This window comes from Deltaproteobacteria bacterium, from assembly GCA_030690165.1.
Taxonomy (GTDB): domain Bacteria; phylum Desulfobacterota; class GWC2-55-46; order UBA9637; family UBA9637; genus JACRNJ01.
The window spans coordinates 173032-199101 of sequence record JAUYHF010000007.1 but is presented as its reverse complement, the minus strand read 5'-3'; the positions used below and the strand labels follow the sequence as shown (position 1 = coordinate 199101).

25 protein-coding genes are annotated in these 26070 nt (G+C 42.9%); 2 read left to right on the top strand and 23 right to left on the bottom strand.

Annotated features, from left to right (window positions below; genetic code table 11):
• Positions 1–12: 12 nt before the first annotated feature.
• From Q8P28_02250 to Q8P28_02230, 5 genes are all read right to left on the bottom strand, one after another.
• The gene (locus Q8P28_02250; protein ID MDP2681616.1) at positions 13–402 is read right to left on the bottom strand and encodes a cytochrome c3 family protein; all 390 of its coding nucleotides are present in this window, start codon (positions 400–402) and stop codon (positions 13–15) included.
• 128 nt (positions 403–530) lie between these two features.
• Positions 531–1757 (bottom strand): cytochrome c3 family protein, encoded by a 1227-nt coding sequence (locus Q8P28_02245; GenBank protein ID MDP2681615.1) that lies wholly within the window; start codon positions 1755–1757, stop codon positions 531–533.
• 121 nt (positions 1758–1878) lie between these two features.
• A complete protein-coding gene (locus tag Q8P28_02240) occupies positions 1879–2961 on the bottom strand; it encodes a tetratricopeptide repeat protein (protein MDP2681614.1) in 1083 nt (360 codons plus the stop codon).
• A gap of 91 nt (positions 2962–3052) precedes the next feature.
• Positions 3053–4489 carry a c-type cytochrome gene (locus Q8P28_02235; protein MDP2681613.1) on the bottom strand — a complete coding sequence of 479 codons (1437 nt, stop codon included), beginning with the start codon at positions 4487–4489 and terminating at the stop codon, positions 3053–3055.
• Positions 4490–4756: 267 nt separating this feature from the next.
• Positions 4757–4882: a hypothetical protein gene (locus tag Q8P28_02230; GenBank protein ID MDP2681612.1), complete on the bottom strand. Its 126-nt coding sequence runs from the start codon at positions 4880–4882 to the stop codon at positions 4757–4759.
• A gap of 119 nt (positions 4883–5001) precedes the next feature.
• Here Q8P28_02230 and Q8P28_02225 point away from each other — a divergent pair, with 119 nt between their 5' ends.
• The gene (locus Q8P28_02225; GenBank protein MDP2681611.1) at positions 5002–5259 is read left to right on the top strand and encodes a zinc ribbon domain-containing protein; all 258 of its coding nucleotides are present in this window, start codon (positions 5002–5004) and stop codon (positions 5257–5259) included.
• Positions 5260–5328: 69 nt separating this feature from the next.
• The gene (mltG, locus tag Q8P28_02220) at positions 5329–6372 is read left to right on the top strand and encodes an endolytic transglycosylase MltG (GenBank protein ID MDP2681610.1); all 1044 of its coding nucleotides are present in this window, start codon (positions 5329–5331) and stop codon (positions 6370–6372) included.
• Here the strand turns inward: mltG and Q8P28_02215 are convergent.
• The 18 genes from Q8P28_02215 to selD all read right to left on the bottom strand — a co-directional run bounded on the left by Q8P28_02215 (position 6369) and on the right by selD (position 26043).
• Positions 6369–7754: an MmgE/PrpD family protein gene (locus tag Q8P28_02215; protein ID MDP2681609.1), complete on the bottom strand. Its 1386-nt coding sequence runs from the start codon at positions 7752–7754 to the stop codon at positions 6369–6371. The two genes, mltG and Q8P28_02215, sit on opposite strands and share 4 nt — an antisense overlap.
• A 2-nt stretch (positions 7755–7756) precedes the next feature.
• The gene (gene pbpC, locus Q8P28_02210; GenBank protein ID MDP2681608.1) at positions 7757–10132 is read right to left on the bottom strand and encodes a penicillin-binding protein 1C; all 2376 of its coding nucleotides are present in this window, start codon (positions 10130–10132) and stop codon (positions 7757–7759) included.
• A 3-nt stretch (positions 10133–10135) separates the two neighbouring features.
• Positions 10136–15919: an MG2 domain-containing protein gene (locus Q8P28_02205; protein ID MDP2681607.1), complete on the bottom strand. Its 5784-nt coding sequence runs from the start codon at positions 15917–15919 to the stop codon at positions 10136–10138.
• Between the two features lie 12 nt (positions 15920–15931).
• Complete coding sequence (locus Q8P28_02200) at positions 15932–16780, bottom strand: 3-hydroxybutyryl-CoA dehydrogenase (protein MDP2681606.1); 849 nt, start codon at positions 16778–16780, stop codon at positions 15932–15934.
• Positions 16781–16860: 80 nt separating this feature from the next.
• On the bottom strand, positions 16861–16953 hold the full coding sequence (locus tag Q8P28_02195) for a type II toxin-antitoxin system RelE/ParE family toxin (protein MDP2681605.1): 93 nt from the start codon (positions 16951–16953) through the stop codon (positions 16861–16863).
• 18 nt (positions 16954–16971) lie between these two features.
• Complete coding sequence (locus Q8P28_02190; protein MDP2681604.1) at positions 16972–17115, bottom strand: hypothetical protein; 144 nt, start codon at positions 17113–17115, stop codon at positions 16972–16974.
• Complete coding sequence (locus tag Q8P28_02185) at positions 17108–17332, bottom strand: hypothetical protein (protein ID MDP2681603.1); 225 nt, start codon at positions 17330–17332, stop codon at positions 17108–17110. The genes Q8P28_02190 and Q8P28_02185 overlap by 8 nt, the downstream gene beginning before the upstream one ends.
• Positions 17333–17494: 162 nt before the next feature.
• Positions 17495–18673, bottom strand: coding sequence for an acetyl-CoA C-acetyltransferase (locus tag Q8P28_02180; GenBank protein MDP2681602.1), 1179 nt, complete (start codon positions 18671–18673; stop codon positions 17495–17497).
• Positions 18674–18712: 39 nt separating this feature from the next.
• On the bottom strand, positions 18713–19018 hold the full coding sequence (locus Q8P28_02175; protein MDP2681601.1) for a 4Fe-4S dicluster domain-containing protein: 306 nt from the start codon (positions 19016–19018) through the stop codon (positions 18713–18715).
• 92 nt (positions 19019–19110) lie between these two features.
• A complete protein-coding gene (locus tag Q8P28_02170; GenBank protein ID MDP2681600.1) occupies positions 19111–19905 on the bottom strand; it encodes a hypothetical protein in 795 nt (264 codons plus the stop codon).
• 141 nt (positions 19906–20046) lie between these two features.
• Positions 20047–20406, bottom strand: a complete 360-nt coding sequence (locus Q8P28_02165) for a DUF6516 family protein (protein MDP2681599.1) — start codon at positions 20404–20406, stop codon at positions 20047–20049.
• Complete coding sequence (locus Q8P28_02160; protein MDP2681598.1) at positions 20406–20681, bottom strand: hypothetical protein; 276 nt, start codon at positions 20679–20681, stop codon at positions 20406–20408. Before Q8P28_02160 ends, Q8P28_02165 begins: the two co-directional genes overlap by 1 nt.
• 186 nt (positions 20682–20867) lie before the next feature.
• Entirely contained in the window at positions 20868–21050 is a 183-nt protein-coding gene (locus Q8P28_02155) for a hypothetical protein (GenBank protein MDP2681597.1), read from the bottom strand.
• A 283-nt stretch (positions 21051–21333) separates the two neighbouring features.
• Complete coding sequence (locus Q8P28_02150) at positions 21334–21519, bottom strand: hypothetical protein (protein ID MDP2681596.1); 186 nt, start codon at positions 21517–21519, stop codon at positions 21334–21336.
• Entirely contained in the window at positions 21503–21733 is a 231-nt protein-coding gene (locus tag Q8P28_02145; protein MDP2681595.1) for an antitoxin family protein, read from the bottom strand. The genes Q8P28_02150 and Q8P28_02145 overlap by 17 nt, the downstream gene beginning before the upstream one ends.
• A gap of 101 nt (positions 21734–21834) precedes the next feature.
• On the bottom strand, positions 21835–23136 hold the full coding sequence (locus Q8P28_02140; GenBank protein MDP2681594.1) for an FAD-dependent oxidoreductase: 1302 nt from the start codon (positions 23134–23136) through the stop codon (positions 21835–21837).
• A gap of 45 nt (positions 23137–23181) precedes the next feature.
• Positions 23182–24936 (bottom strand): hypothetical protein, encoded by a 1755-nt coding sequence (locus tag Q8P28_02135; GenBank protein ID MDP2681593.1) that lies wholly within the window; start codon positions 24934–24936, stop codon positions 23182–23184.
• A 60-nt stretch (positions 24937–24996) separates the two neighbouring features.
• The gene (selD, locus tag Q8P28_02130) at positions 24997–26043 is read right to left on the bottom strand and encodes a selenide, water dikinase SelD (GenBank protein ID MDP2681592.1); all 1047 of its coding nucleotides are present in this window, start codon (positions 26041–26043) and stop codon (positions 24997–24999) included.
• Positions 26044–26070: the final 27 nt, after the last annotated feature.

Genomic DNA, 26070 nt, shown 5'->3' with positions numbered 1-26070 from the left:
CCTAATCTATAGTTATTTTGCCGCCGGTTTAGCTTCTTCCCATGGTGGAGGTCCTGCATAAGGCGGAATAGGACCATTCCATGAATGACAACGTTCACAAAACATAGGTTCCCATGCAATGATACCATTGTGGCATTTGCCGCAAAATTGTCCATTCATTATGGCATCCATATTTATATTGTTATCCCCTCTCCGCAAGATAAATATGTCTTCATGGCAGACCCTGCATTTAAATCTAATCCTGTGAAGCCAATGGGGAAATAAGACTGGTCTAACCGAAGCCTTGCGCATGGCCTCTTTTTTCCTTGCAATGACAATGTCGCCGTATTCCGCATAGCCTATATTTACACCAATGATTCCAGCTATAAGCATCAACAATACAAAAACAACTTTGTTTTTCATTCTGCTCACCCTCCATTTCAACCTGATTTATGCCTAACTTTGTAAAGTTTTGATAGTTTACCTAATTGCTCTGAAAATGCATATTAGCTATTTTCATCCCCCTTTGTAAGCCAAATGCCCGTGTGGGTTTACTGAGATAAAACCTCTTCGTCTTTAATCTCAGGCGGTCTTCTATTACGAATCATTGCACCCTCGGGTATATTTCCCTTTGGAACCTTATGACATTTAAAACAATCCGCAAATGTAAAAGCCACCCTGCTATGACATTCACCGCAATACCTGCCTTCAACATTGTATATCATCCGCTCATCATTGCCGCCCAGTTCCGCTTTAAATATTTTGGGATGACATGTGGAACAATTATGCCACCATGAATGAACCTTATGATCAAATAACACATTATTCGTAGTCGGACTTACCGCCTCAAATAAAATGGCAGTTTCTCTTATCTCTTCCTTAAAATCTTTACTTAAAGAGGCGACCGGTTTAATAACACTCATGTCTCTAAGTTTAATCCAGTCTATAAAACCAAATCTATCTAAAGGAATAGCTTTTCCAGGTATGTTCTCAATATTCCATTCAGCGCCCAGACGGGAGGCTACATCCTTAATCTTATTATGATCTACATGGCGGGGATCAAGCAATCTCTCAACCTCAGGCTTACCTGCTATATGACACTTCGCACATTGTTTATTTGCCCCAAAGGCAATTGTGTCATTATGACAAACCCCGCATTGTTTCCCTTCATTCATTTGACTATGGGATATATTGTTCGCCCCTTGTATTTTAATAAATATACCCTCATGGCAGACCTTACACTTGAAATATGTCCGATGTATCCAGTGAGGATAAACAACAGGCGGGAGACCACTGGCCGTCATCTGGTCCGAATGCTCTTTCAATACCAGATTGCCAATAAATTTCTTCTCCTTACTCCACTTATTAAGTTCCGCATTTATCTTCTCCCCTTTTGTTATCTCTGACCGCCGTAGATTCTGTATCTCTTCAAGAAGTTCTTTCCCTCCGCCATGCCAATAATCATACATAGACGCCATCCGCTCAGTAATATCCAAAAGGTATAGCCGTTCTCCTAACTCCTTTGTCATTGCATCTTTGATAAGCGACTTGATTTCCCCTGGGATAATATCCTTATCTTTTTTAATTATAGTTACCAGCGCCTCAAACTGTAATGTCTCGCTTTTTTCTATAAATTCTTTACGAAAGGCGCTTTCTTCCGCTAAAACATCATTTCTCATAATAAGGAAAATAGATGTGTTTGTAATAAGGCATACCAATAATATAAATGTAAATGATGTATAAAACTGCCATTGTCTTAAAATATTTATATCATACATTATAATCCGTAAAGTAAGGTAGAAATGATTCAGCATGCTCGGTGTGCTTATACTAATAAAATAATTATTATTTTGTCAAGGTAAAATTTTTACCTTTCTCCAACCTATCTTTTACCATTCCTTATTTCTTTAAAAACTGCAAGCCTTTGCATCCATTTTCATCCCCCATATCACAGGCTTTCTGAAAATCCAAAATAGCCCTATCCTTTATACCTGTCATAGCGTATGCACTTCCGCGACTATTGTAAATATCAGCAAAATTTGGGTTTATACTAATTGCCTTATTATAATCCTCAATCGCCTTATCAGCCAGTCCTTTATAATGGTACGCAGTCCCTCGGTTATAGTATGCCTTGGCAAAATTTGGGTTTATAGCGATTGCCTTATTATAACCTTCCATCTCTTTGTCATACAATCCCTTATTACTGTATGCAAATCCTATATTGTTATATGCCTCTTCAAAATTAGGATTTATAACAATTGCCTTATTATAATTCTCAATTGCGGTATCATACTGGCCTTTATCAATATATACATTTCCAAGACTATTGTAGGCATCAGCAAAATTGGGGGCTAACGAAATAAGAGAGGTATATGCCTTTACTGCACTGTCGTAATCATTGTTTAATCTATAATAGTATCCTTTTTCAAACAATTCGTTTGCCTTAAATAATATCCCTTCATTTTTTATCTTTGCTTGTAATGGTTTTCTTTCCGTTATCTCTTTTATCTGTGTTAATTGTTTTTTTAATTCATCAATTGCCTTCTGACTTTTTTTGTAAGTCTCTATTATCTTCCTATACTCATCTATAACTGATTTTTCTTTGAGACTTATTGCAATATCTTCAACATTAACCGCATTCACAGTTGACCTTACCTTAACCCAAAAGAGGGTGCCGTCGCTTCCAATAGTTTTCTTCTTTTCTAACAGAGTAATATTTATAAGTCCAAGAGACATAATTTGTTTCTCATCCTCTGTCAATTTGATATTTCTGACCTTTAAGTACTCCTCCACATAAGGCATCGCCTGCTCAACTATAGCCCTTTTTGCCTGAAGCAATGCCTTGCTTTCAGCAACAGAGAACATTTCTCCCTCACCCATATTGTAAGTACCTTCAGCAATAATCTCTTTGGTTTCTGCCAAACCCAATGAAGATAAAAACGAAATCATAACAACCATGATTGACATAATAATATATTTCATAACTATCATCCTATTTTTTGGCGGGCGCTGCCACCTCATTAACACCTCTGCTATTGTTTTATCAGGCGGGGTGCGGGTTTTACTCTACAATCTATGGTTCCAATTGCAGCCAATGCATATTGGTCAATGTATGCTGAGATGCCTTTTCTCCATTTGAACCATCCCAATTGGCAAATGTTACAGGTATCAACACATCTCGTTCAAATTGGAAATCATCATGTGTATTAGATGTTGTAAGGCTCCTCCTTAAAATCACCTTCCATATACCTGCCTTGTATTCACCTGTTCCTTTTATATTTATCCTGCCTGCATCCCTTATCTTTTCTGTTCCAAACCCATTTGCATCTATCATCTTTATTGTCTGACCACCAGAGGTATTTCCAATACCCCAATACCACATCTCTACGCCCAGTGCTTTATCACCATGTCCGGGATACGGCTGCTGAACAGCAGTCGGAGGCCCCACTCTTAACTGAATGGCAATAGCATCTTCAAAAGTCTCTCCTTCACCTAGTTTTTCTACAATGGGCTCCCCTGGCACACTCTTTGTCCTGTCATCCCACTCTATTAAAAATGCTATCTCCTTTTCATTGAAAAGCACCCGTGCAGTCACAGAATCATTCGTTGGTCTGAATCCCCTTAATTTATCATTTTCAATGAGCTGCGGAAACAATTTAAATGCTGCTGAAGGTGTTTCATTCCATTCTGCTGCATTTACATCATTAGGCAACATTGCCTTTATATATTTTGCCCTCAAAACAGTCTGTGGTGATACAGGCCTCTTTGTCTCATCTACAAGCGACCTCACATAATTGGCAACATCCCAACGTTCCTTTTCTGTCAACCCCTTTTCATTCGCAAAGGACGGCATTTGTGTCCCGGGGATACCTACTGTCACCCTGGTAAAAATATCCTTTATATCATTCCCACCCCTGAATGTCCATGGCTTTGCCAGATTTCTGGGCCATTCCCTATTATCCCAGTCATCTCTCAATTTCTTCATACCATTCCCTCTCCCATTTTCACCATGACACTCATAACACTTTGCCTTTTTAAAAGCCTCCCTGCCTTTATTAACACTATCCGCCGAATAAGGGATTTCACCCTTATAATCTACCATCCCGGATGCCTTATCTGACTCAAAGATATCTGTAAACGACTTTATATACTCAATAACATTCCATATCTCTTTATCTGATAATACTAACTTCCATGAAGGCATAGGCGTACCTGGAAGACCATTACTTATTGTTCTAAAGAGATCCTCATCTGCTGCTATTTGACCAGGAAGAGACCGCTTAAATTTAAATACACCCATTGTAAAATCCCTCGGCCTCACATTCGTGAATTGGGCAGCAAAACCATCCCCTTCCCCTGTTGCGCCATGACACCACAAGCATCTTACCTCGTAAATTTTCTTTCCTGCTTCTTTATCACCCTGCTCAGCATATGCATATGACGAGAAAAGGATTACACTAATCAACAGCCAAAATAAGGCAAAAAAACGTCTTCCCCATTGAATAAACATCTCAAACCTCCATTAAATTTAGGTTACCTTCATTTTATTCTTTAGATTATTATTTCCCCAATATCTATATCTTTGTTTGATATACTCCATCTTTAATAGTTTGTCAAGAAATTTTTGGACAGAAATTTCTGTTGTCAACAAATAGAAATGTCCGCTTTTTGATTCAACAGGAAAGGCACGGGGGCGTAGCCCGAAGCGCCTTTCCTGTTTTGGATGAGATATGACGGCTCTGACTCTGTACAGCCGTTTTTTCCGTCTCCTTTCCCTTCAATTGACCTTCCGAGTCATATTCAGCAAATTTTCTATGCCCATCTTCCTGACCTCCTGTAACATCTCTGTCCGTTTCATGGTCTCCTCCTTGAATTTCAGGAAACCATAAATAGGACAATTCATGTGCTGCAAAGGAGGACAGTTTACTTGCTGCTAACAAACCTATTTATTGTTTTTGACAATAAACTATATAATCAGTATAATATAGCCGTGATTTTAAACTTATTCGGGAGGTTTTTAAAATGCCAATATATGAGTATCAATGCAAATCCTGTGGCAGACGCTTTGAAATAATGCAAAGGATTTCTGATAAACCTATCAAAAAATGCGAATACTGCTCAGACGGAAACGTGGAAAAAATCATGTCGCAATCCTCATTTGCTCTCAAAGGCTCTGGCTGGCATAAAACCGATTATGCCGTAAATAAACCCTGTGATACCGGAATAGGCAAAAAAGATGATAAGCAGTCTCCGTGCGCAAGCTGCCCCTCTGCAACTTAATAAAAATTGAGATTATATACCCCGCACTTTTTAAAAGTCTTAAAGTGCTGGGTATAACTATACTTTCAAATGAAGATTGAATCAATAATCCTAATTGTATCAACAGCTGTTTTCCTTTTTCTAATCCACATATATACATTTCTTTACACACCCCCCTCTATGGAAGGAACTGTAAAAACCATCGTTATTCCACAGGGGGCAAGTTTCAGCGTCGTTGCCAGAGAACTGGAAAAAGAAGGGATTATAAAAGATGCCGGCAAATTCTACTACCTTGCAAAATTCAAAGGAACAATAACAAAGATAAAGGCAGGAGAATACGAATATACAACATCCCTCCTTCCATCAGAGGTGCTGAATAGAATGGTGAATGGGCAGGTAAAGGAATATGCCGTTACCATACCAGAGGGTTATAATATAAAAGATATTGCAATGCTTCTGGATAATATAAATATTGCGGAGAAATCGGGATTTTTGGAAAAGGCCTTTGACAGGGTATTTGCAGCATCTCTGGGCATAGACGGCAGTGATGTTGAAGGCTACCTGTTTCCGGACACATATAGATTTACAAGAGGAATGACATCTGAAGAGATTATAAGGAAGATGGCGCAGAGGTTTGATACGGTATATGCTGAAATAGCTCATAAGAAGCCCTCCGGCTTAAAGATGTCAAAAAAACAAATTATTACATTAGCATCCATTATAGAAAAAGAGACAGGCGACGGCAGAGAAAGACCCCTCATCTCCGCTGTTTTTCATAACAGGATTAAAAAAGGTATGAGGCTTGAGAGCGACCCAACTGTTATTTATGGGATAACGGGCTTTAACGGAAACCTTACAAGAAAAGACCTTTTAACCAAAACGGCTTATAACACCTATAAGATTTACGGGCTGCCCCCCGGACCCATTGCAAACCCAGGAAGGACAAGCCTTGAAGCAGCCACCAATCCGTCACCTGACATCTATCTATACTTTGTTTCAAAAAATGACGGCTCTCATTATTTCTCCAGAAATTTAAAAGAACATAATATGGCTGTGCAATTTTATCAAAAAGGGATGAGAGAAAAAAACAAAAAACAGAAATCAGAAAATAAAACCAGGAATAAAAAATCTTAGCTTCTCAAACATAGCCTCTTTGAAAAGAGTTTATTTATATTCTTTATTTCCTCTATTCTCCATAAAACATCAAGCAAATGATCAATATTTTGTCCTGAAATATTGCCTTTTGCCAATGTCCTGAACTTTTCTTCCACCTCATCATCTGTCATAGGTTTTTTTGGATGACCTTTGGGATATTTAACTTTATTGGAAAATTGTCTGCCGTCTCTCATAGTAATTTTGATAAGATTCGGCATTGCTTCAGGATACTGATTGGTCAGTCCCTTGTCTTTTATTACCTTCACCTTCTGAATCAGTTTGTGCAGTTTTGAGTCTTTTATGCGATTTTCCGAAAACTGATTCAAACCCACACCTCCATCAATCAAGGCAACAGCCGCACAATATGGAAGACTGTGGTCTGCGGTCTCCCGTGTTTTTGGATTCCATTTTTCCGGGCCAGAGCCTATGATTTCATAAGCAGCATCAAAGGTTCTTATCTCAATAGATTGTATGTCATCCGCAGGGCTAAAGCCCTGCCCTGCAATTTCTTTCCGTAATTCAATAGCTGCCTCTATGGCGCTCTGGCTGTGATACTCAGCAGGATAGAATTTTATATATGCGTCCAGAATCTTGAACGGCCTCCTTTTCCCGTTGCCAAGCTCTTTAAGTTCAAAAGGCCCTGAAACCTGTTTCGTAAACCCCTTTTCACCTTCAAATATTGGCGCAGGCCCTGTCATGCCATGCCTTGCTAAATTGGCCGCAAATACCGCATTTCTCGCTGTATTGGCAAAAGCGCACCCCTTCCACATGGAAAGCTCACCTACCCTTGTCTGCCTGAGCGCAATATTTGCAACACCTGCGAGACCCAACGCATGCACGGTTTTCTCAATACTTAAACCCATAAGTTTGGCTGCTGCAAGGGTAGAAGAAAACGCTCCGTATGTAACATGATCCCATCCTCTTTGCCTTAAAGATGCCGCATCGCACAGCCTGCACTGAACTTCATAGGCAAGGACAATAGCTGTAATCAAATCCTTCCCTGTTTTATTTTCAGCCTCTGCAACAGCGAGGCAGGCAGATATATTATCGCTTGGATGAGCAGGCTCTTTTGAAAGATATGTATCGTTATAATCCAGATAGCGGACAGCAACGCCATTTGCAAACGCTGCAAGGTCGGGGGTTGTTTTGATATTTGCGCCAAAAATAGCAGCGTCCCCTTTTACTGTCCCGGCAATCTTCCTTGCAATTTTAGCAGGCTCGCTGTTAAATGCGCCGAGGATGCAGCCGATGGAATCTATCAGTCTCCTTTTCACTTCATGGACAACTTCATCGGGGAGGTCAGTAAATTGTAAACTGTGGGCATATTCTGCCAGTCTTCTGGCGATGGTTTTTTCAGCCATAATTATCTCACCATAAATCTAACTTCCCGCGAAAGTTCTTTCCTCGCCTCAGGCACGGCCAAAAGGCTAAACTCTCCGCTATTTGCCGGCCAGTCCATTACATGCTGCAAGGTAGTTATGCCTGCGGTTTTGCCGTTGACAATCCAGCGGACAGGGACATTGGGCGGCGCGCCGACTGCCTCAAAACGGATTGTCTGGTATTCCGGCGAAAGATCAGTAAGCCGCTTGTAGGCTGCATCGTGTGCCGGGCTTATTATGGAAAATTCATCACCCTTCCTGAATAAAGACAATTCATGAGGCGCCGACTGCCTCTTTCCCTCTCTCTGCCACGGCTCATAAACCGGAGGCATATCCTCAAACACCCGCTCTTCCAGATTATTAACCCCCTGATTATTACTCTGATATAAGCCGTCTTCTATAACAGGTTCGCCTGTGCCGGCATCTGCCATAAGAATCCTGTGCATATTACAAGGAGTCTGGTCAATCATTGCCATTTCCTGTTTCAGAAATATCTCCTTTACGCCGGAAGGACAGGCATAGCCTTTTGCCTTTCCTGACAAAGGGCATATCTCAACTTCAACAAGGTCATCAGGCTTTAGAAACTCCTCCGGCCATTTATTTTCGTAAAGCTTCATCATTATTCTTCTGAAAAGCGGGCCTGCGCCTTCAACGCCTGAAATCTGCTGCATGGCCGCGCCGTCAAAATTGCCGACCCACACACCTACGGTATAGTCTGTCGTATAACCGATGCTCCAATTATCGCGATAATTTCTGGATGTGCCTGTCTTGACAGCGCAAGGAAACGGCATCTTTATAACAGAATCCAGACCGAATTCCATTGCCCTGGCATAAGGATCTTTTAAAATGTCAGTAATAAGATAAATATATCGCGGAAGAGAAACATGCCTGGACTTAAAATTATCATATCCCAGCGCGCCTTCCGGCTCTAAAATCTCTTTCAAAGGTATTGCTGCGCCGCCTCTGGATAGAGCAGTATACGCCCTTGCTAATTCATATAGGCTCACATCGCCGTTTCCGAGCACGATACCAGCCCCATAATACCCCGCATCCTTTTTTAAAGATAAAAATCCAAACTCCTTTAACCCTGCGAGCACATTATCCACGCCAATATTTTCAACCACCTTTACTGCCGGGATATTAAGGGAATTGGCAAGGGCCTCTCTTAATCTTACAGGGCCGTGAAACCGGCGACTGTAATTTTTCGGAGAAAAGTCGCCTATAGGGGTTGAATAATGCGCCTCTATGTCTTCCAAAAGGGTTGCGGTGGTCATGCCGCGCTCAATGGCAAGGCTGTAAATAAAAGGCTTCAAAGCAGAACCAGGCTGACGAAGGGCAGTAACGCCGTCATTCTGGCCAAGACCGGCCTCGTCCCAGAAATCTGCTGAACCCACATAAGCCAGAATATCTCCACTCCTGTTATCAATTACAATTGCAGCGGCATTGGTAACCTGTCTGTCCTTTAATTCATTGACAATATCCCTTACCTGCTGAACAGCCATATTCTGGATATTCAGATCCAGAGTCGTTACAACCTTATTTCTCTCATCAGCTATGCGGGGGAGCAGCGCCTGCACAAAATGAGGGGCATGGTTTAACGGCCTTATGTCATTTACTGATATCCTTTCCCTTTGCGCTATTTTTGCATCCTCTGCGCTGATATAGCCTTCTTCTTTCATACGGAAAAGGATGAGCCTCTGCCGCTTTTTTATACCCTCGTAATTTTTATAGGGATTAAATTCTGAAGGGGCATTGGGTATGGCTGCCAGAAATGCAGACTGGGCAAGGCTTAGGGCATTAGCCCTTTTCCCGAAATAATTTAAAGACGCAGCCTCAACGCCAAACAGTTGATTGCCAAAAGGAAGCCTGCTTATGTAACCGGAAAGTATCTCCTCTTTTGTCATCCCTGCTTCAAGCCTGTATGCGGTCTTCATCTCCCCTATTTTTCTGGCAAAGGTTCTCTGACCGGGATTTTGCATCTTGGCAAATTGCAAGGTAATTGTTGATGCCCCTGATCGGGTTTTGCCGGAGAGTATGTTTTGATATGCGGCCCTGCCTACTGCAAACCAGTCAATGCCGCTGTGTTTAAAAAATCTTTTATCCTCTGCTGCAATCACGGCATTTATAAAATGCCGTGAGACCTCTTTTACATCTACAGGCACAAATTTGCCGTCTCTGGTCCTTACCTCCTGCAAGAGAATGCCGTTCCTGTCATATACGCTCAGATACTGCGCGCGTCCGATGTCGCCGGATTTTATAGGATTGACGCGGGCTGTATATCTAAACAGTTCTATAAATCCGATGCCAGCAAAAAACGGGGCGACTGCCAGCAATACTGCTATGATAAATTTTCTTTTCATACTTTACTCCACTACCTCAAACACCCCTTCCCTGCTCCTGCCAAACTGTTCCGGCTCGTACATGAGGGCTGCAACAGAGCCGGGATATTCAAATGTGCCGGGGGTTGTAACCCTGGCAAGATATTTATAGTGATATACCCCGGCTGTAATCTCATCGGCAAAAAGTTTTACGCTGTCATCATGCCGTTCAACATGGTTAAATGGATTGTAGCTGTATTCCCATCCCCATCTTTGCGACTTCCGCCCCTGTCTGCTGTTGTCTGTTTCATACTGCCTTGATGTGGTCTTAAGGCTTGTGTCAATAGGCTCAAGGCCTGCCGGTATGGGGGAATCCACCACAAAACGATGCGCTGCCTGCGGCACAATAATAGTTATATCCACCTGCACCACATCGCCGAGCCTTGCCTTTAATATTCCATCCTCATCTCCTTTACCGAATCTTGTAATCTTTCTTTCAATGTAAAAACCTTCCTGTATGGGCGGCTCCGACCCTGCCTTTTTGTATGAATAGGACATGGTATAATAAAGCGCACCGCTGCCGTTTTTCTGTATCCTGATGTCTGAAACACCCTGCGGCAATTCTCCTGCCTTTACAGCAGCCTCGAAAGGGTTTGCGTCATACCCTTTCTGAACAGCCTCCGCAATCTTCTTCCCTGCCAATATAACCTGGGCTGTATAATCAGGCGGAACTGCCTCCTTTGTCTTTAATACCATAATGAGGCTGTCTATGGCCTGGGCGTTTTCATAGGTGTTGCTCCATCTCCCATTCTTTCTGGCATTCAGGATATACATAGCCATCTTTGATATGAACTGGCTTTCAGTCTCTCTCTTTAAAAACAGCTCAAGCCCCCTTGCTGTTGTGATAACAGGCGAATGCATAAAGCCCCATGACGGAGGCAGTTCTGAACGGTCTTCAAAATGCGCTGTCTGGGCAGTGATAAACATGCCGTTTTTTATCTCCTCAAATAATACAGCCGCCCTGTTATCCTGCTGCAGAGCGCCCTTGCCCTTAAGCATACGCAGCATTGCATTATTTCTGTCAAGTTCTGTAAGAAGATAATCCAATGCCATCTGGCCGCCGAAGCTCAGTTCTTTTCTCCTGTTAAATAATTCCTGATAATATGACTCGTCCCATCTTCCGAGGTCCTTTATGGCAAAGAGCATGGTAAGCCTGTATTCTGCCAGAGACTGCCATGACCAGAATTGATACTGGGGATTATGAAGAATTTTTTGGAGATAATCCACCAATCTGTTTTTTGCATCCTGTGGTATCTTGTAATTAAGAGCAGCAGCCCTGTTAAACAGCTTTGCCGCATATGTTGACGCATACGGCTCTGACCTCATATCCGATGGCCAGTACTTAAATCCGCCGTCAGTATTCTGCAGCGCAAGGACCTTCTGCATATTTGAGTCAATGACCTCTGAAATGGGCTTTGCTGTTTTGAGGTCAAACTTAAATATCTTCGAAAGCTCCTGTATCTGGATAAGCGGCAATAAGCTGCTTATAGTCTGTTCAATACAGCCGTATGGATACTCTACAAGATACCTTACCCCTTCGTTTATCTGCGACAGGGCTGTAGAGCTTATCCTTATCTGCAAGCCGCCTGTGTCAGGCCTTACGTTGCCTGCAATATTTATCTTCTCAATAGTTTCCTTATCTGTCTCGCCGACCGCCACAACAGTTTCTGTCGGAGGGATATCCTGAACATTGAGTTTTACCGACAGCGCATCATCATAGGCAATAGTCCGGCCTTTATCGTCAGGCTTCCCTTTAAAATAGGCGGAGAACTGGAGACTGCCTTCGCCTGTGAATCTTGCCTTAAATGGAAAGAGGACTTTCTTTGTCTCACCAGGTTTAAGATGAATGGAAATCTCATCTTTTGTAATGCCGTCAAAAACAAGGCTTGAATCTCTTTGCAGCTGCGCCATCTTTATTTTTACATCACCCTCTGCATCGCCTGTTGCTTGCACAGTTACGCCTGCCTTAAATCTGTCTCCAAGCCTTGCAAACCGCGGGGAAACAGGCCTTAAAACCAGAGGCAGGCTTGTTGTAACATTGGCCTGGCCGTTTCCAAACATATCTTCCTTTGTCACAGCCACTGCCATAATACGCCATTTTGTCAGATTATCAGGCAGCTTAAAACTTACGCTTGCGCGGCCGGCCGCATCAGTCACCAGCGACGGATTAAAATAGGCAAGGCTCTTGAAAATACCCCTTACATTTGTCAGGAAGCCGCCTCCGCCGCCATCATTGCCTTTTTCAAGAAACTTCTGCTGGTGGAGCAGAAATCTGCGGTTGTCGTTTATTCTTACGGAAAGGCCCCTATGGGGATATATTACAGAAACAATATCAGGCGTGGAATAGCCGGTTAGGGCCAATATGGCCTCATCAACAGCAAGGACTGTAACCTCTCCCACAACCGGCTTGCCAAAAAAGTCCTTGAGATTTATATCCACCTTAACCTCTTCAGAAGGCCTCAATTTTTCTCTGTCAGGGACAACAGTAACCGCCAGCCTTTTTTCATCGCTTTTCACCTTAAACGGCGCATAACCAACCTTAAATTGCTTGTCGCTATTAGCTTCACCTGGGGCTTCAATGCCTGATGCGGGCTTGCCTTTTCTTATGAGCACAACGGCTGCATATGCATTCGGTATCATCTCTTTTGTGACAGTAAACTCAACTATAAATGCGCCGCCTGAGACCTTTTGTCTTTTATTAAATAAAAATTTCTCCCTCTCCACAGTAAACAACATCTCTGCTTCGGGATACGGAGATTTTACAAATGCCCTAGCAGTATCTCCCGGCTTATAATCTCCTTTATCAAGGAGTATCTCTATCCTGTCATACTCTGTCCCCTGCCATCCGACCATTTCTTTACCTGTGGCATAAAATGAAAGCCTGGCCTCTGTTCCAGTGTTTTGTTTATCTTTAATCCCTGCCTCAATAATATAATAACCGGCCTCTTGCGGTATGAGGTCGCATGAAACAGGTTTATCAGAGCTATCCGCCTCGCACCTTCCAACCTCTTTATCAACCACCCTTGACTCTGTTTCCATCTCACCTGTGCGCACAGCCCTTTCAATCGCATGCCAGTCCCGCTTAAAGAGCCTTGCCTTCAATTTTATACCTGATTTTATATTCCCCTTGCTGTCTGCCGCTATCATTGTTACTGTCATGGGCTTGTTTGCCGCTCCAAACCAGTCTTTTGTCTCCATTCCAATAAGGATTTCGTAAGGCAGGGCTGTGATATAACCGGATGCGCCGACCGTCTGCTCAGATGGATCTTTGACCTCTGCATCAATGTTATAACGCATGGGTCTCTGTATTGTCCCTTTTGCAACAGACAAAGAGATTACGCCCCTGCCATTCTTATCAAGCTCTATTTTATCTGCCGCCACATTCACAGTCGGTTCCGCAGCCGCGTTTTCCCTCTCTATCCATTCTGGTGTGCCAAAGTGAAACTCCTCTAGGCCCTTAGGCGTAAAATATGCCCTGTATCGCGTAATACGCCATGACGCAAGCGCGCCTGACATCGGCGCTCCAAAATAATATTCGGCCTGAATGCCGGCCTTTATCTCGCTGCCTGCAAATACAATATCTTTTTCAGGCTTGACCTCGGCCTTGAAATCAGGCGCCCTGAATTGCTCAACCCTGAATGTGCCTGAGTATGAAAGCCCTTTATCTTTATTTGTTGCAATAATGCGGTAATGACCCAGCGGCCAGTTTTTCTGGATGGGAAGGCTGAAATGAAATGTGCCGAACTCGCTCAAGGTAATATCCTGAAGCCCCTTAATCCCGCCATTCGGGTCTGTAAGCGTTATATTATATTTGCCTCCAACATCTTTTTTAAGTTCGCCGTAAAGGAGATACCTGAACACGGCTTTCAGTTCCACAGTTTCGCCAAGCCTATAAATATCCCTGTCTGAAAATATTGTTCCGGCAGGGATGGGCCTTTCAGCCTCCCATGCGGATGACACCCCAAAATTCCAGATAGACGGATTGCCTTCGCCCTGAGCCCTGAGATATGTCCAGTCGTCTCCCTTTGACACAATCAGGATAAGTGTTGGCGGCTGGGCAAAGCCGTAGTATTCCTGGCCATATGCCTCATCATCAGGATCTCCTCCGGCAGGCATATTCTCGTTTAAGACCTTGTTGGAAATATGCCGCTTTGTGCATGAAAGGAGATTCTCTTTGGACAAAATCAGCATACCGTCTTTATCGGTAACGCCGCCAGCGCACGATTTTTTAGAAACAGCATCCTCTATTCTATAAATACCAATATTTGCATCCCTGACTGCTCCGCCGCCGGAGAGACTGTTGACAAGGACAATACCTTCTGTCGGAGAAATCTTGAGGTGCGCTGCAAGGTCAGTTCTCAGGATGAAACCGGTGTGGTGGATGATTTTATCGCTGGAATATCGCCTTATCTCTTCTGGCGAATAAAAATCATAGACCACTGCGCCAAAGCCCTTTGCGTTAAAAAACGGCTTTAAATCAAAATCGTGACGCATCGGCTTATTTCTATGCTCCACACCCTGCTTTGAGCTGTAGTCCCCTGCCAGTTTACTCATAAGCCCTTCTCTTTTATAGTTATCCCTGAAATCGACGTCCATTAAAAGATCTTCCGGTTTTAGGCCGACTATCTTGTAGTTAAGATTGGTTATGGCCTGAGCCCCAAGGGGCAGCACAGGGTCTGTCATGGATGAAATGAGATAAAATCCCTGCCGGACTGTAATACTTGGCCTCATATTTCCGGAATGAAATTTTACAACCTGCGGATATTCAATCTTCTGGCCATAGACATCTGTTAATTCAGGCAACAGGGTTATCTCATAATCTGTATCCGGCTCAAGGCCGCCTGTTATCATGTTACCCTGATACCAATCTGTTTCAAAGATGCGGCCTTTTATTGCCGGCTTGATGGATATATGTTTGTTAATCTCTTCCAGAAGAACCCTATTGGTAAAATAAATTACAAAGCTCGGCTCAAGCCTTCCTTCAAAGTCTTCATATGGAGGCGCCCCGACCCTTTCAAACCGCAACGGGCCGTATGTTTTAAAAGATGCGGCTCTAGCCTCTTTTGTCGGCATATTCCCTTCTTCAGGGAGAATGCCGACGCTCACAGTCGCCTGAAAACGCGTGTTCAGCGGCAAAACGTTGGCAGGTTTTAATATATAGCGGTAATACTGCCTGTCCATGCCGATAGTTTCCTCTGGTTTTGGATTTTCCTTTGCAGGCTCAAGAATAAACGGAACAGGCGCATTTGTATCCATTCTAATAAAGGTTATCGCCTTTTTAAGCAACTCCAATTTAAGCGGCTGATTGGATGTAACAGTAACAACTTGAGACGGCAGGGCATGATCTGCATTATTTGGGTCTATCCGGTTGATAGCCGGCCCCGGTGTATTGAATGACCATTCAATGCCTTTTGCAAGAATACTGCCGTCTATTGCCTTAATCCCCGTATCTATCTTGACAATAAAATTTGTCGCCATGGGGAGGTGGTGTCTTGGTTCAAACACAACAGCAGATGTGCCAATGAGCCTGAAATTACCCTCAACCGAAGGCTCTAAATGAAAATGCGATATGACTTCTTTTCTTATTGGGTCATCCAGAGTTGATAAAGCCGTCAAAGGTTTATTGAATACCACCTGTATCTGCGCCTGGCCTGTATTTTCACCCTGCGGACTGTAATGGGTAATCTGAAGCTCAGGCGAAGCGCTGAATACCGTGGAATACGGCAGCGCTGCCAATAAAAAAGATAAAACAAGATATTTTAGCTTCATAAAATCTCCTGCTCAATATTTATAAAACCCTTTCCCTGTTTTCCGGCCCAGCTCCCCTGCATCCACATATCTTTTAAGCAGCTGGCATGGCCGGTGTTTTGGGTCTTTGGTCTCACTGTATATGCTTTCCATAATTGAAAACACTGTATCGAGGCCGATTAGATCAGCCAGCGCCAGAGGCCCTATTGGCTGATTTGCGCCGAGTGTCATTGCCTTATCAATATCTTCGGCAGACGCAGCCCCATCCATAAATGCAAAGACAGCCTCGTTTATCATAGGCATAAGGATTCTATTCATTATAAAACCAGGGCGGTCTTTGGATTCTACGGGAATCTTGCCAATCTTTTCAGTAAGACCTTTGACTGCGGCAAATGTCTCGCCAGATGTGTTCGTTCCCCTGATTATCTCCACGAGCTTCATTACAGGCGCAGGGTTCATGAAATGCATTCCGATAACCTTGTCTTCCCTTTTCGTCGCAGAGGCTATACGTGTAATTGGTATGGAGGATGTGTTTGTTGCAAGGATAGTATCCTTGCGGCAGATTATATCAAGCCTTCTGAATATATCTAATTTCAATTCCGCCATCTCGGATGCTGCCTCTATTACAAAATCTACCTTTGCCATGTCTTCAAGTCTGATGGTAGTGCGAATCCTTGCAATAGTTTTTTCTTTTTCTTCAGCGGTTATTTTTGCCTTTTCAAGCATCTTACCAAGGCCATTTTTTATATTCTCCAGCCCCCTCCGAACAAACTCATCCTTCATATCCATCATTATGACTTCAAAGCCTGATAATGCCATAACCTGGCTTATGCCGGAGCCCATTGTGCCTGCGCCGATTATACCGATGGTTTTGATGTCCATAATTCTATAAAAATGCTGGGAATGCCCCTCTTTCTCTCATATTACAGCCTTTCATAAGAATCCTTGTGCATGGCGTACATTTAGCGGTAAACCTCTTTTCTATGACGTATCCGATAGATTGTTATGTTCTTCTCTTTTTCATCAACAGCGTAAACAACCCTGTAGTCACCCACACGAAGCCGGCACTTGTCTTAACCTTTTAGTTTTTTTGACTGTGGAAATGGATGCGGATTTGTCTTTAATAACAGAATTGCGGCATCAATCTTTAAGAATTGAGCAGCAGGAATATCGTCGAGCTCTTTCTTTGCAGAGTTTTTGATGACGAGTTTATACATGGAGGGAAGACTTTCTCTTTCGGCTGTATGCCTCGTAACTTTCTTCCTTTTCGCACACCCTTTCTTCAATTGCCTTCAGATCTGCAAGGTCTTCCAGCAGCTCTTGGACTCTTGCCAATTCTTTTATATCAAGAATAGCAGCCATCTTATGCCCTTTTGCATCGGTTACATACTGTTTGACATACACTATATCTTTTTGTTTCTGTGTTGTTGGCATGAACGTCTCCTTTTCTTGCAATTTTACATTATAAGGGCTTTATATTCAAACCTTTTCAATAAACTATTTAAACACCACAACACAGAGTGTAGTGCTATACCCTGTCTATGCCGGAACCCATTATGCCTGCGCCGATTATACCGATGGTTTTGATATCCATGTTTATATCCTCTCCACCAGCATTGCCACTGCCTCGCCGCCGCCAATGCAGATGGCCGCAATGCCTCTCTTTGCATTTTTCCTTTTCATAGCATAAAGCAGAGTCGTTAAAATCCTTGCGCCGCTTGCGCCAATCGGATGTCCTAATGCAATGGCCCCTCCATGAATGTTTAACTTAGTCTCATCTAAATCAAGCTCTTTTATAACTGCAAGCATGGATACTGCAAATGCCTCATTTATCTCAAACAGATCAATATCCTTCAAACTCAGTCCTGTCTTTTCTAAAACTTTTTTGATTGCGCCGACAGGTGCGATGCTGAACATCTCCGGCTCAACACCCTGCGAAGAATATGCAACAATCCTTGCTATCGGTTGTATGCCCAACTCCTTTGCCTTATCCCCTGACATCACAACAACCGCTGCTGCGCTGTCGCTTATCTTTGAAGAATTCCCTGCTGTTATACTGCCGCCCTCTTTAAAAACAGGAGAAAGCTCTGCAAATCTCGCAAAGTCGTGTCTTGTGGGCTCTTCATCCATTGTTAAACTCTTAAATTTATCACGTCCAGCCGGGAGCGTTATCGGAATAATCTCATCATTGAAGCAACCATTTTTCTGAGCATCTATTGCCCTCTTATAGCTCTGCAATCCGTATCTATCCTGATCTTCCCTGCTGATTTTGTATTTTTCAGCAACAATCTCAGCGCAAGAACCCATGTGAAGGTTATTATAAACATCCCACAGGCCGTCTTTAATCATACTATCAATAATCTCGCCATTCCCCATCCTGTAACCGAACCTTGCCTTTTCAAGGAGGTGTGGAGCACGGCTCATGTTCTCCATGCCACCGGCAACGATTATATCTGCATCACCAAGGGCAATTGCCTGTGCCGCCAGCATCACAGCCTTTAATCCTGAGCCGCAGACCTTATTTACTGCCAGACAATTAACCCCATAAGGCAGACCCGCGCCAATAGCCGCCTGCCTTGCAGGCGCCTGACCAATGCCAGCGCTGAGGACATTTCCCATAATGACCTCGCCAACATCTGCTGGTTTAATGCCTGCCCCGCTTATTGCCCCGTTTATAGCAATACTGCCAAGCCCTGTAGCAGGGATATTACTCAATGCCCCGTTAAAAGACCCAATAGGGGTTCTGACTGCGCCGGCTATAATGATGTCTTTCATATTTTCCTATCGCCTCTTGCCCATAGCCTATAACCTGTCTTATCCATATCTATAACACACCCCATACCCGCCCTTTGGATTTTTCCATTCTATAAAATCACATGCAATCCTGCAAGTGCCGCATTCAAGACACGCCTCAAAAGAGATTACGATATTCTCCTTCTCATCCATTTTGTAAACATCTGCCGGACAGATATAGATACAACCTTTATCTTTACAAACCCTGCATTTCTCAGAGTCAACCTTCAAATGGCTCTCTGTATCAGTTTTGAACCTGACAAGATAGAGCTTTTCCTCAAGGGTTTTGGGTTCAAGTGGTTGTAATATTTGTTCAAATTGGCTCATAGAATCAGTGTAAGCATGGTTGTATTAGTTCTTCCAGTAAGTTTTAGATTTTTTATTACTCCTTGTTTGTTTTTCTATTAGGTCAGTCACCATTACTGTTCCTTCAACCTGTAGAGTGTCCTGTCCTTTTCCTGTTCTCGCTTATTGGGTATAGATAATAATATGTCGAAAAACTTTTGGGTCTCATGCACCACCAGTTCTTGAATCTGTCGGCTTTGCCATTCTGGAGCCAGAACATTTTTCATAATACTACTGACTGAGTATTTCATTGCCCTCAATGTAGGTTTGCGACCATTATGGAAAAGTTGCCAAAGAGCTTCATGAACTCGATTCAGAAAAATCAATAGTTTTTGTATTTCACGAATGTTGGTCCGTGCAAATAAATTATGCACATCAGCCTTATTTGATAGCACTTTATGAGCATATACCTTGTGCCTTATATCCCGATATGTGTTCTCATAAATTTTGCGATACTTGCTAACATATTTTCTCAGGCGTCTGAAGTCATCGTTAGTTGGGACATAAACGTCTTTCATGTAGTCATTTATCCATTCACCTGCATTTGCACTCCCTGCTCGCTTACGAACTTCCAATGCCTCTGCAGAAAAAATATCAGAATGCTTTTGGGCAACTCCTATCAACCTATCAACATTGTGGTTGGAGTTTTGGTCAAAAAGTCGTCCCAATACGATAAAAAAAGAGGTCTGTAGAGCACCAACATTCGTGTTCCAAAATAAAGGCGTTCGATTTACTATTTTTAGAGCTTGTTTATTCTTACTAAGGACGGAATTAAATGCCAGATACATATAGAAGAATTGTATGCCAGATTCGACTTCAGTTCGGAAAATATCTATTTCGTGTTTAAATTTATCTTCTTCAGTTTTCATAATTTTTTAGATAAAAAACGTAACCGATTACTCTTCTCACCCCTCGCAACCCCAACCCTTTATCCTTCACCATCCCTGCGTAACCTCTCCCTCTGTCCTTCTATATCTCTCATCCTGCTGGCAATCCCAGCCAACTCTCTTTCATTCCTTTACTTTATTTCTAACAAATTCCATGAACGCCCTGAAACCTTTTATGACATCCAACGGAAAAGGTGCCGCCTCTACTCCTTCTTGTGCGCTGTTATGAAAGTGGTATGGATAGGTGCTGACATTCTTCCAGCTTGGATCAGGGAAATTATCGTAGCGGAATACCTCGCCGGCCTTATTCATTCGTTCCCAATGGAAACCGAATTTATCTGGGAGCCTCTGCGAAAGGTTGACATCTATAAAGCTGCTATCTGTCAGAAATATTCTAAGCTTGTGGTTAATAAATATAGTCCCGGCTACAATGTCAGCGAATTCTATCTCAGCAATCCTCTCCAGATCGTGGATTGAAGGCATCAAATTTTCTCCAGAAGCTTCTTGGTCCTTTCCCTTTCCGCTTCAAGATTGTCAAGGGCAAAATAGTCATCATATGAATCCTTTTCGCTGATAAGCCCCTTTTTTATTTTTTCATCAAGTTCAAAAACATCTTTTACGCCGTGTTTCTTAGCAATTGTGAAGATGTCTGCCTCAACTTTCGACAATTTCTGATGCAGATACGTGCCGATGCTTTCCTTTATAACCTCTTTGGGGTTCATATGAAATTCTTTTGCCACCAAATCAATGACCGTCATAGGACACCTCCTAATAATATCTTTGTTAGCACTATATCTAAAAATTATTGTTTCAAAAATGATAAAAACAGGTGACTATCTTATCCCCCTCCACCATCGCAACCCCAATCCCTTTATCCTTCACCATCCCTGCGGAACCTCTCCCTAATCCATGCTGTATTCCTTATCCGGTGGGCTGTGACCACCCTACAACTTTTCGTAAGCCTTGCTCCTTACTGATTTAACCGCATTATCAATATCTTTCATTGTCAAACGAGTCTTTTTGAACGCCTCGCGAGCAATCTCAAATGCCGCATCGAGCCGATCCTCTGGAGAAAGGGCCGAAAGGATAAAATCCTCTGGATTAACTTTTTGTGCAGTGGCTCTCATTATAAATCACCCCCTAAATTATTAGTATTTTTCTCCATTCTATATCAAAGTACCAGCTTATTCTATAGCTAAAAAAGAAATTGGACCTCTCCACCAGCCCTTCTATATTCCTTTTGCCCTCTTCCATCATCGTTTCCGCATTTGGCGGGCATAGTCTCAGCCCTTCGTTACTAACATTTATATTTTGACAACCTCCAACCCATCAACGTCATCAAAATGCGCATCGGCCGTGATTATTGGAAGACTGTTTTCAATACAGACTGCCGCTATCCATAGGTCATTTTCAGGGATTGGACGCCCTTTTTGTTTTAGCTGTAATCTGATGGCAGAATATGGATCGGCTGTCTTTCTTGTAATATTCAGGATGCAGATATATCGTTGAGTTACGCGAAAGGAGATTTGTAACAGCTTTATCATTTTTAAACAGCCGTATTACGATATTTGTGTCAAGGCTAATCTTTCCATTCATCAGGATTAACCCTCTCAAACTCATCGTCTACGGTCTTCATCATCTGATTTGCCTCTTCTTCCTTCAATATGCCGGCAAACCTTAAAATAGGATGAATGACTTTCTTTTCTATGCTCAGAGTCAATTCTACTTCTGCGTTCTCCTCAATATCGTCTATCGGCTCCAAAGGCCTCAATATCCCATGTTCATAGACTGCATGCAATGTCTTAACCATTGTTGCCTCCTTTTGGGAGATTATATCAAACAACCTGTTTTAAACAAGATGTTTGTTTTATACATTATTGTTACACGAATCCCAGAATCTGCCGAGGCCTGTCAAAGAATCGACCCCTTTGCCTTATACATATCCCACAGAAATCTCCATACAGAGACCTTGTCCTTAAAAGCAGACCATGCCTGTTTCTGCATTTCTTTTTTTGGCATGTCTGATATTGTGAAATATCCTTCTGCCATTTTTAGAATCGCATCAGGATATTCTTTGAAAAATTGAGGCATTGCAGATAACTTCTTCGGCGTATCGCCGTATCTTTTTAAATCTTTCATAACGAAGCTGTCATTTAATCTCTTTGTAAACCCGCTCAGCGCCGATTCTGAAAAATTACTTTTCTTCTTTGCCTCAAGAATCGTCTCTGCTGCCATTACACCTGACGCCATCGCCATATTGGAGCCTTCACGATAAAGAGACGGATTTACCAAACCTGCCGCATCTCCGACAATGAGTAAACCATTGGCAGCAAATTTTGAGAGATTCTTGCAGCCCAATTCAGGGATCATCTTTGCGGACAATTCTTCGGTCTTCCCTCCCCTTAAAAACTTTCTTACCACCGGATGTGACTTGAACGCATCAAGAAGATCATTGGGACGCATATTATTTTCTTTCATAACTGCTATGGGACAGCCAACACCAACGGATAGTGAATCTTTATTGGTATAGATAAAACCTGAGCCTATCATCCCTTTAACAGCGTCGCCGAAAAACTCTATGGTCACACCTTCATCATCAGACAAGCCGAATCTATCTTCTATAGCCTCACGTGGAAGGCTTATGACCTCTTTGGCAGCGGTTATCATCTGATGGTCTGTAGGTTTTTTCCTGAGGCCCGCCTTTTCTGCAAGGAGAGAATTTGCGCCTTCTGCGCAAACAACCACATCTGCAAGAACATCGCCACCCTCCCTCCTCGCCTTAACCCCGATAATCTTTCCATTCTCAAAGATGAAATCATCGACCACTGTTTCAGTCAATATAAATGCCCCTGCATCCTCTGCTTTTTTTGCAAACCACCTGTCAAATTTTGCGCGCAATACTGTGAAGCTGTTGTTGTAGGGAGGGTTATTGAAACTGTCAAAACTTAATTCCACAGCCATCTCAGAATCCTTTGAGAGTATGGAATATCTTCGCTTTGCCACATGCCTTTCCACAGGCGCATCTTTCCAAAATTCAGGGATGAGTTTATTGAGGATGGTTGAATACAAAACCCCGCCTGAGACATTTTTTGAGCCGGGATATTCTCCCCGTTCAAAGACCATAACATTCAGCCCTGCCTTTGCCAGAGTGTATGCGCAGGCAATGCCGGAAGGACCGGCGCCAATGATTATGCAGTCAAATTTGTCGGCCATAAACTTAGTTTTGTAAAAACAAATAAAAGCTGCGTCAAGAAATGTCTATTGAGTAACTATGTTCACGGTTCCTAAATCCATCGTCGGCCTATTTATATCAATCTTTACAGGACCTGAGAGATTTTTTACCTTTAATTTGTTAGACGCAATAGCATAGGGGATGATATTCTTATCAGCTACAATAATAAGCAGGTAATCCCCCTTCCCTATATTGCTGAATGTAAAACTGCCGTCTTTGTCGATTCCCTGGACATCAACAAGTTTATGAATAAGCGCACCGTCCTCGATCTTATCGATTTTATAATCCTGACGCATGAGCGCTACTTTTGTGCTGACATTCGCCATTCCGTTTATAATAACTCTCCCTTTTATCCTCCCCTGGGTAAGAACTTCATCCTTGAGAAATCCAGCCTTGGACATATCCGCGCCGCGCTCTTTCCCCTTATTTACCCAGTCTTGGGCCTCTTTTGTCATTCCAAAATGCATAAATGCCTCCGCAATCCTAAGGCAGGCGTCCTTGCCCACATACCACTTGGTCTCGTCAGAAAACGCCTTGAGATAGGCAAGATTCTTTGGAGTCACAGGAAGATAGCGGAGACGGGAGAGTAACACCATGCGATTAAGAAACGACTGCCCCGCATACCGAAACTGATATTCAACCCCTTTTTCTAAATTCCACATCACATGATGTCCTCTTATGAGCGCATCTTGCGCAGCATAGGTGAATACTGAACCCTCTTTATGTTCAGCAAGGTAGTCTTCAATCCTCTTGAGGCTTTCTCCAGTTGCTGCCACAGTACTCATGGAAACAAAACCCGATCCCCGCGCCTGCAAAGGCCATTCCTGCACCGCTGCCATATCCTGCTTTAATAAAACAAGGGTCAGGCTCTCCATTGCCTTATCCGGCACCCCTGCTGCCTGAGCAAGGTCTTTTTTGCCAAGGTCATATTTTTTTGCGGCATTCGTGTATACGGCAAAAATAACCACCGCAAGAACTGTCGATAGAGCAACCGGCAATATAAGCCATTGTAATCTCTGGCACCATGTCCTGTAAACCGGGGCAAGCGCTACGATAAGACCAGCAATGATTCCAAGAGAAATTGCAGTCGTAAATATCAATTCATGTGCCAGGAGTTTGAATCCAAGATACGAGGTTTCGCCGGACTGATCAAGCACCTCTGAAACCAGTATGAAGTACTTATTGAATGTCCAATTATAGAGAAAGGACAGACCGTAGACAGCGCTGCCGACAACAGTTCCTAAAATAAACGCCGCAACAGGCCTATTCTCCCCTCCTGCAACCCCCATCTTCCATGATGAGAAATCGCCTGCCCAGCCCATCTCCCCAACAATAAACCATAAGAGTCCTGTGGTAAATGAGAAAATAAGAAAATTTGCCGCATTCGGCGATTGAATATCAAAATTCAACAAATTAGAAATTCTATCGCCGGTAAATATCAGAAGAATGAAACAGGCAAGAACCCCCAGAAAAATCACCAGAAATTTTAGTCCAGGATATTTTAACTTCAGCTTATTTTTTACGTGAGGGTTCAAGTTTACGAGAAACAAGATAAGGGTAAAGATTGCTATGAAGAGGAGCGAATACTTGATGAAATAAATATGTTCAATTATCCAGCCGGCCTTTCGCCGCATCAGCTCAAAATCAGCCTTTTCCTGAAACGTCAAAAGTGTTTTTACAAGATCAGGCGCTGCAATTGCAACTATAATAGATATAATACCTATACCAATAGCTGCCCCGAATACAATCATTGCTGATACAAACGTTATTTCTTTTTTCATATATTCACTCCTTTTTCTGACAATTTTACGATACGACTCTCTAAAGCAAAAGACTGCCCCTTACTCAACAACAATAACAGGTGTCCTCTTTTCCGCAACCTCCCCGATTACTGCGCCTAAAATTTTAGCAGCAGAAAGACGTTCTATCAACTGTTGAAGCCTTTCGAAAGGCACGGATATTAAAAGCCCTCCGGAGGTCTGCGGGTCGTATAAGAGATTTGCCTGTTCAGGGGTAATCTCATCGGACATCTTTACATTGGGAGATAGATATTCCCTGTTTGATTTGATTATCTTTGGATGGTTGGCGCTTTTTTTGACAAGTTGAAGCGCCTTTGGAAAGAAGGGTATGTCTTTTATCTTAAATGTCATGCTGACACTGCTTGCCTCTGCCATTCCCATTGCATGGCCAAGGAGGCCGAACCCTGTAATATCTGTGCAGGCATTTACTCCAACCTCCTGCATAACAACAGAAGCTTTATCATTCAAAGTCTTCATAGAAAGAATGACCTCCATAACCTCATCAGGTTTTATCTTTCCCCTTTTCAACGCCGTTGTTATAATGCCGGTGCCAATAGGTTTTGTCAGGATAAGTTTATCTCCGGGATTAGCCCCGGCATTTGTTACAACCTTTTCAGGATGTATAAGACCTGTAACAGATAGCCCATATTTTATCTCTTTATCCTCTATGGAATGACCGCCGATAAGAATAACCCCAGCCTCTTTTAATTTATCCGTGCTGCCGATTATAATTTCCTGAAGTATTGAAATGTCAAGGTCTGCCGGAAAAGCAACGATATTCATAGCAAGCCTCGGCGCCCCGCCCATTGCATATACATCGCTTAGGGCATTTGCGGCGGCTATCTGGCCAAATGTATATGGGTCATCTATAACTGGCGGGAAAAAGTCAAGCGTATTTATAACCGCCAATTCGTCAGTAAGTTTATACACCCCTGCATCGTCGGCATGTTCAGCGCCTACAATGAGATTCCTGTCCACAACCTTTGGCAAATGGCGCAGAACCTGCGCCAGGGCATCATGCCCCATTTTAGCCGCTCAACCCGCGCAGGATGCGTAGCTTGTAAGTTTTATCTTACGGCCTGGAGCCATTATTTATACCCCTCCCCTCTCCCGCAA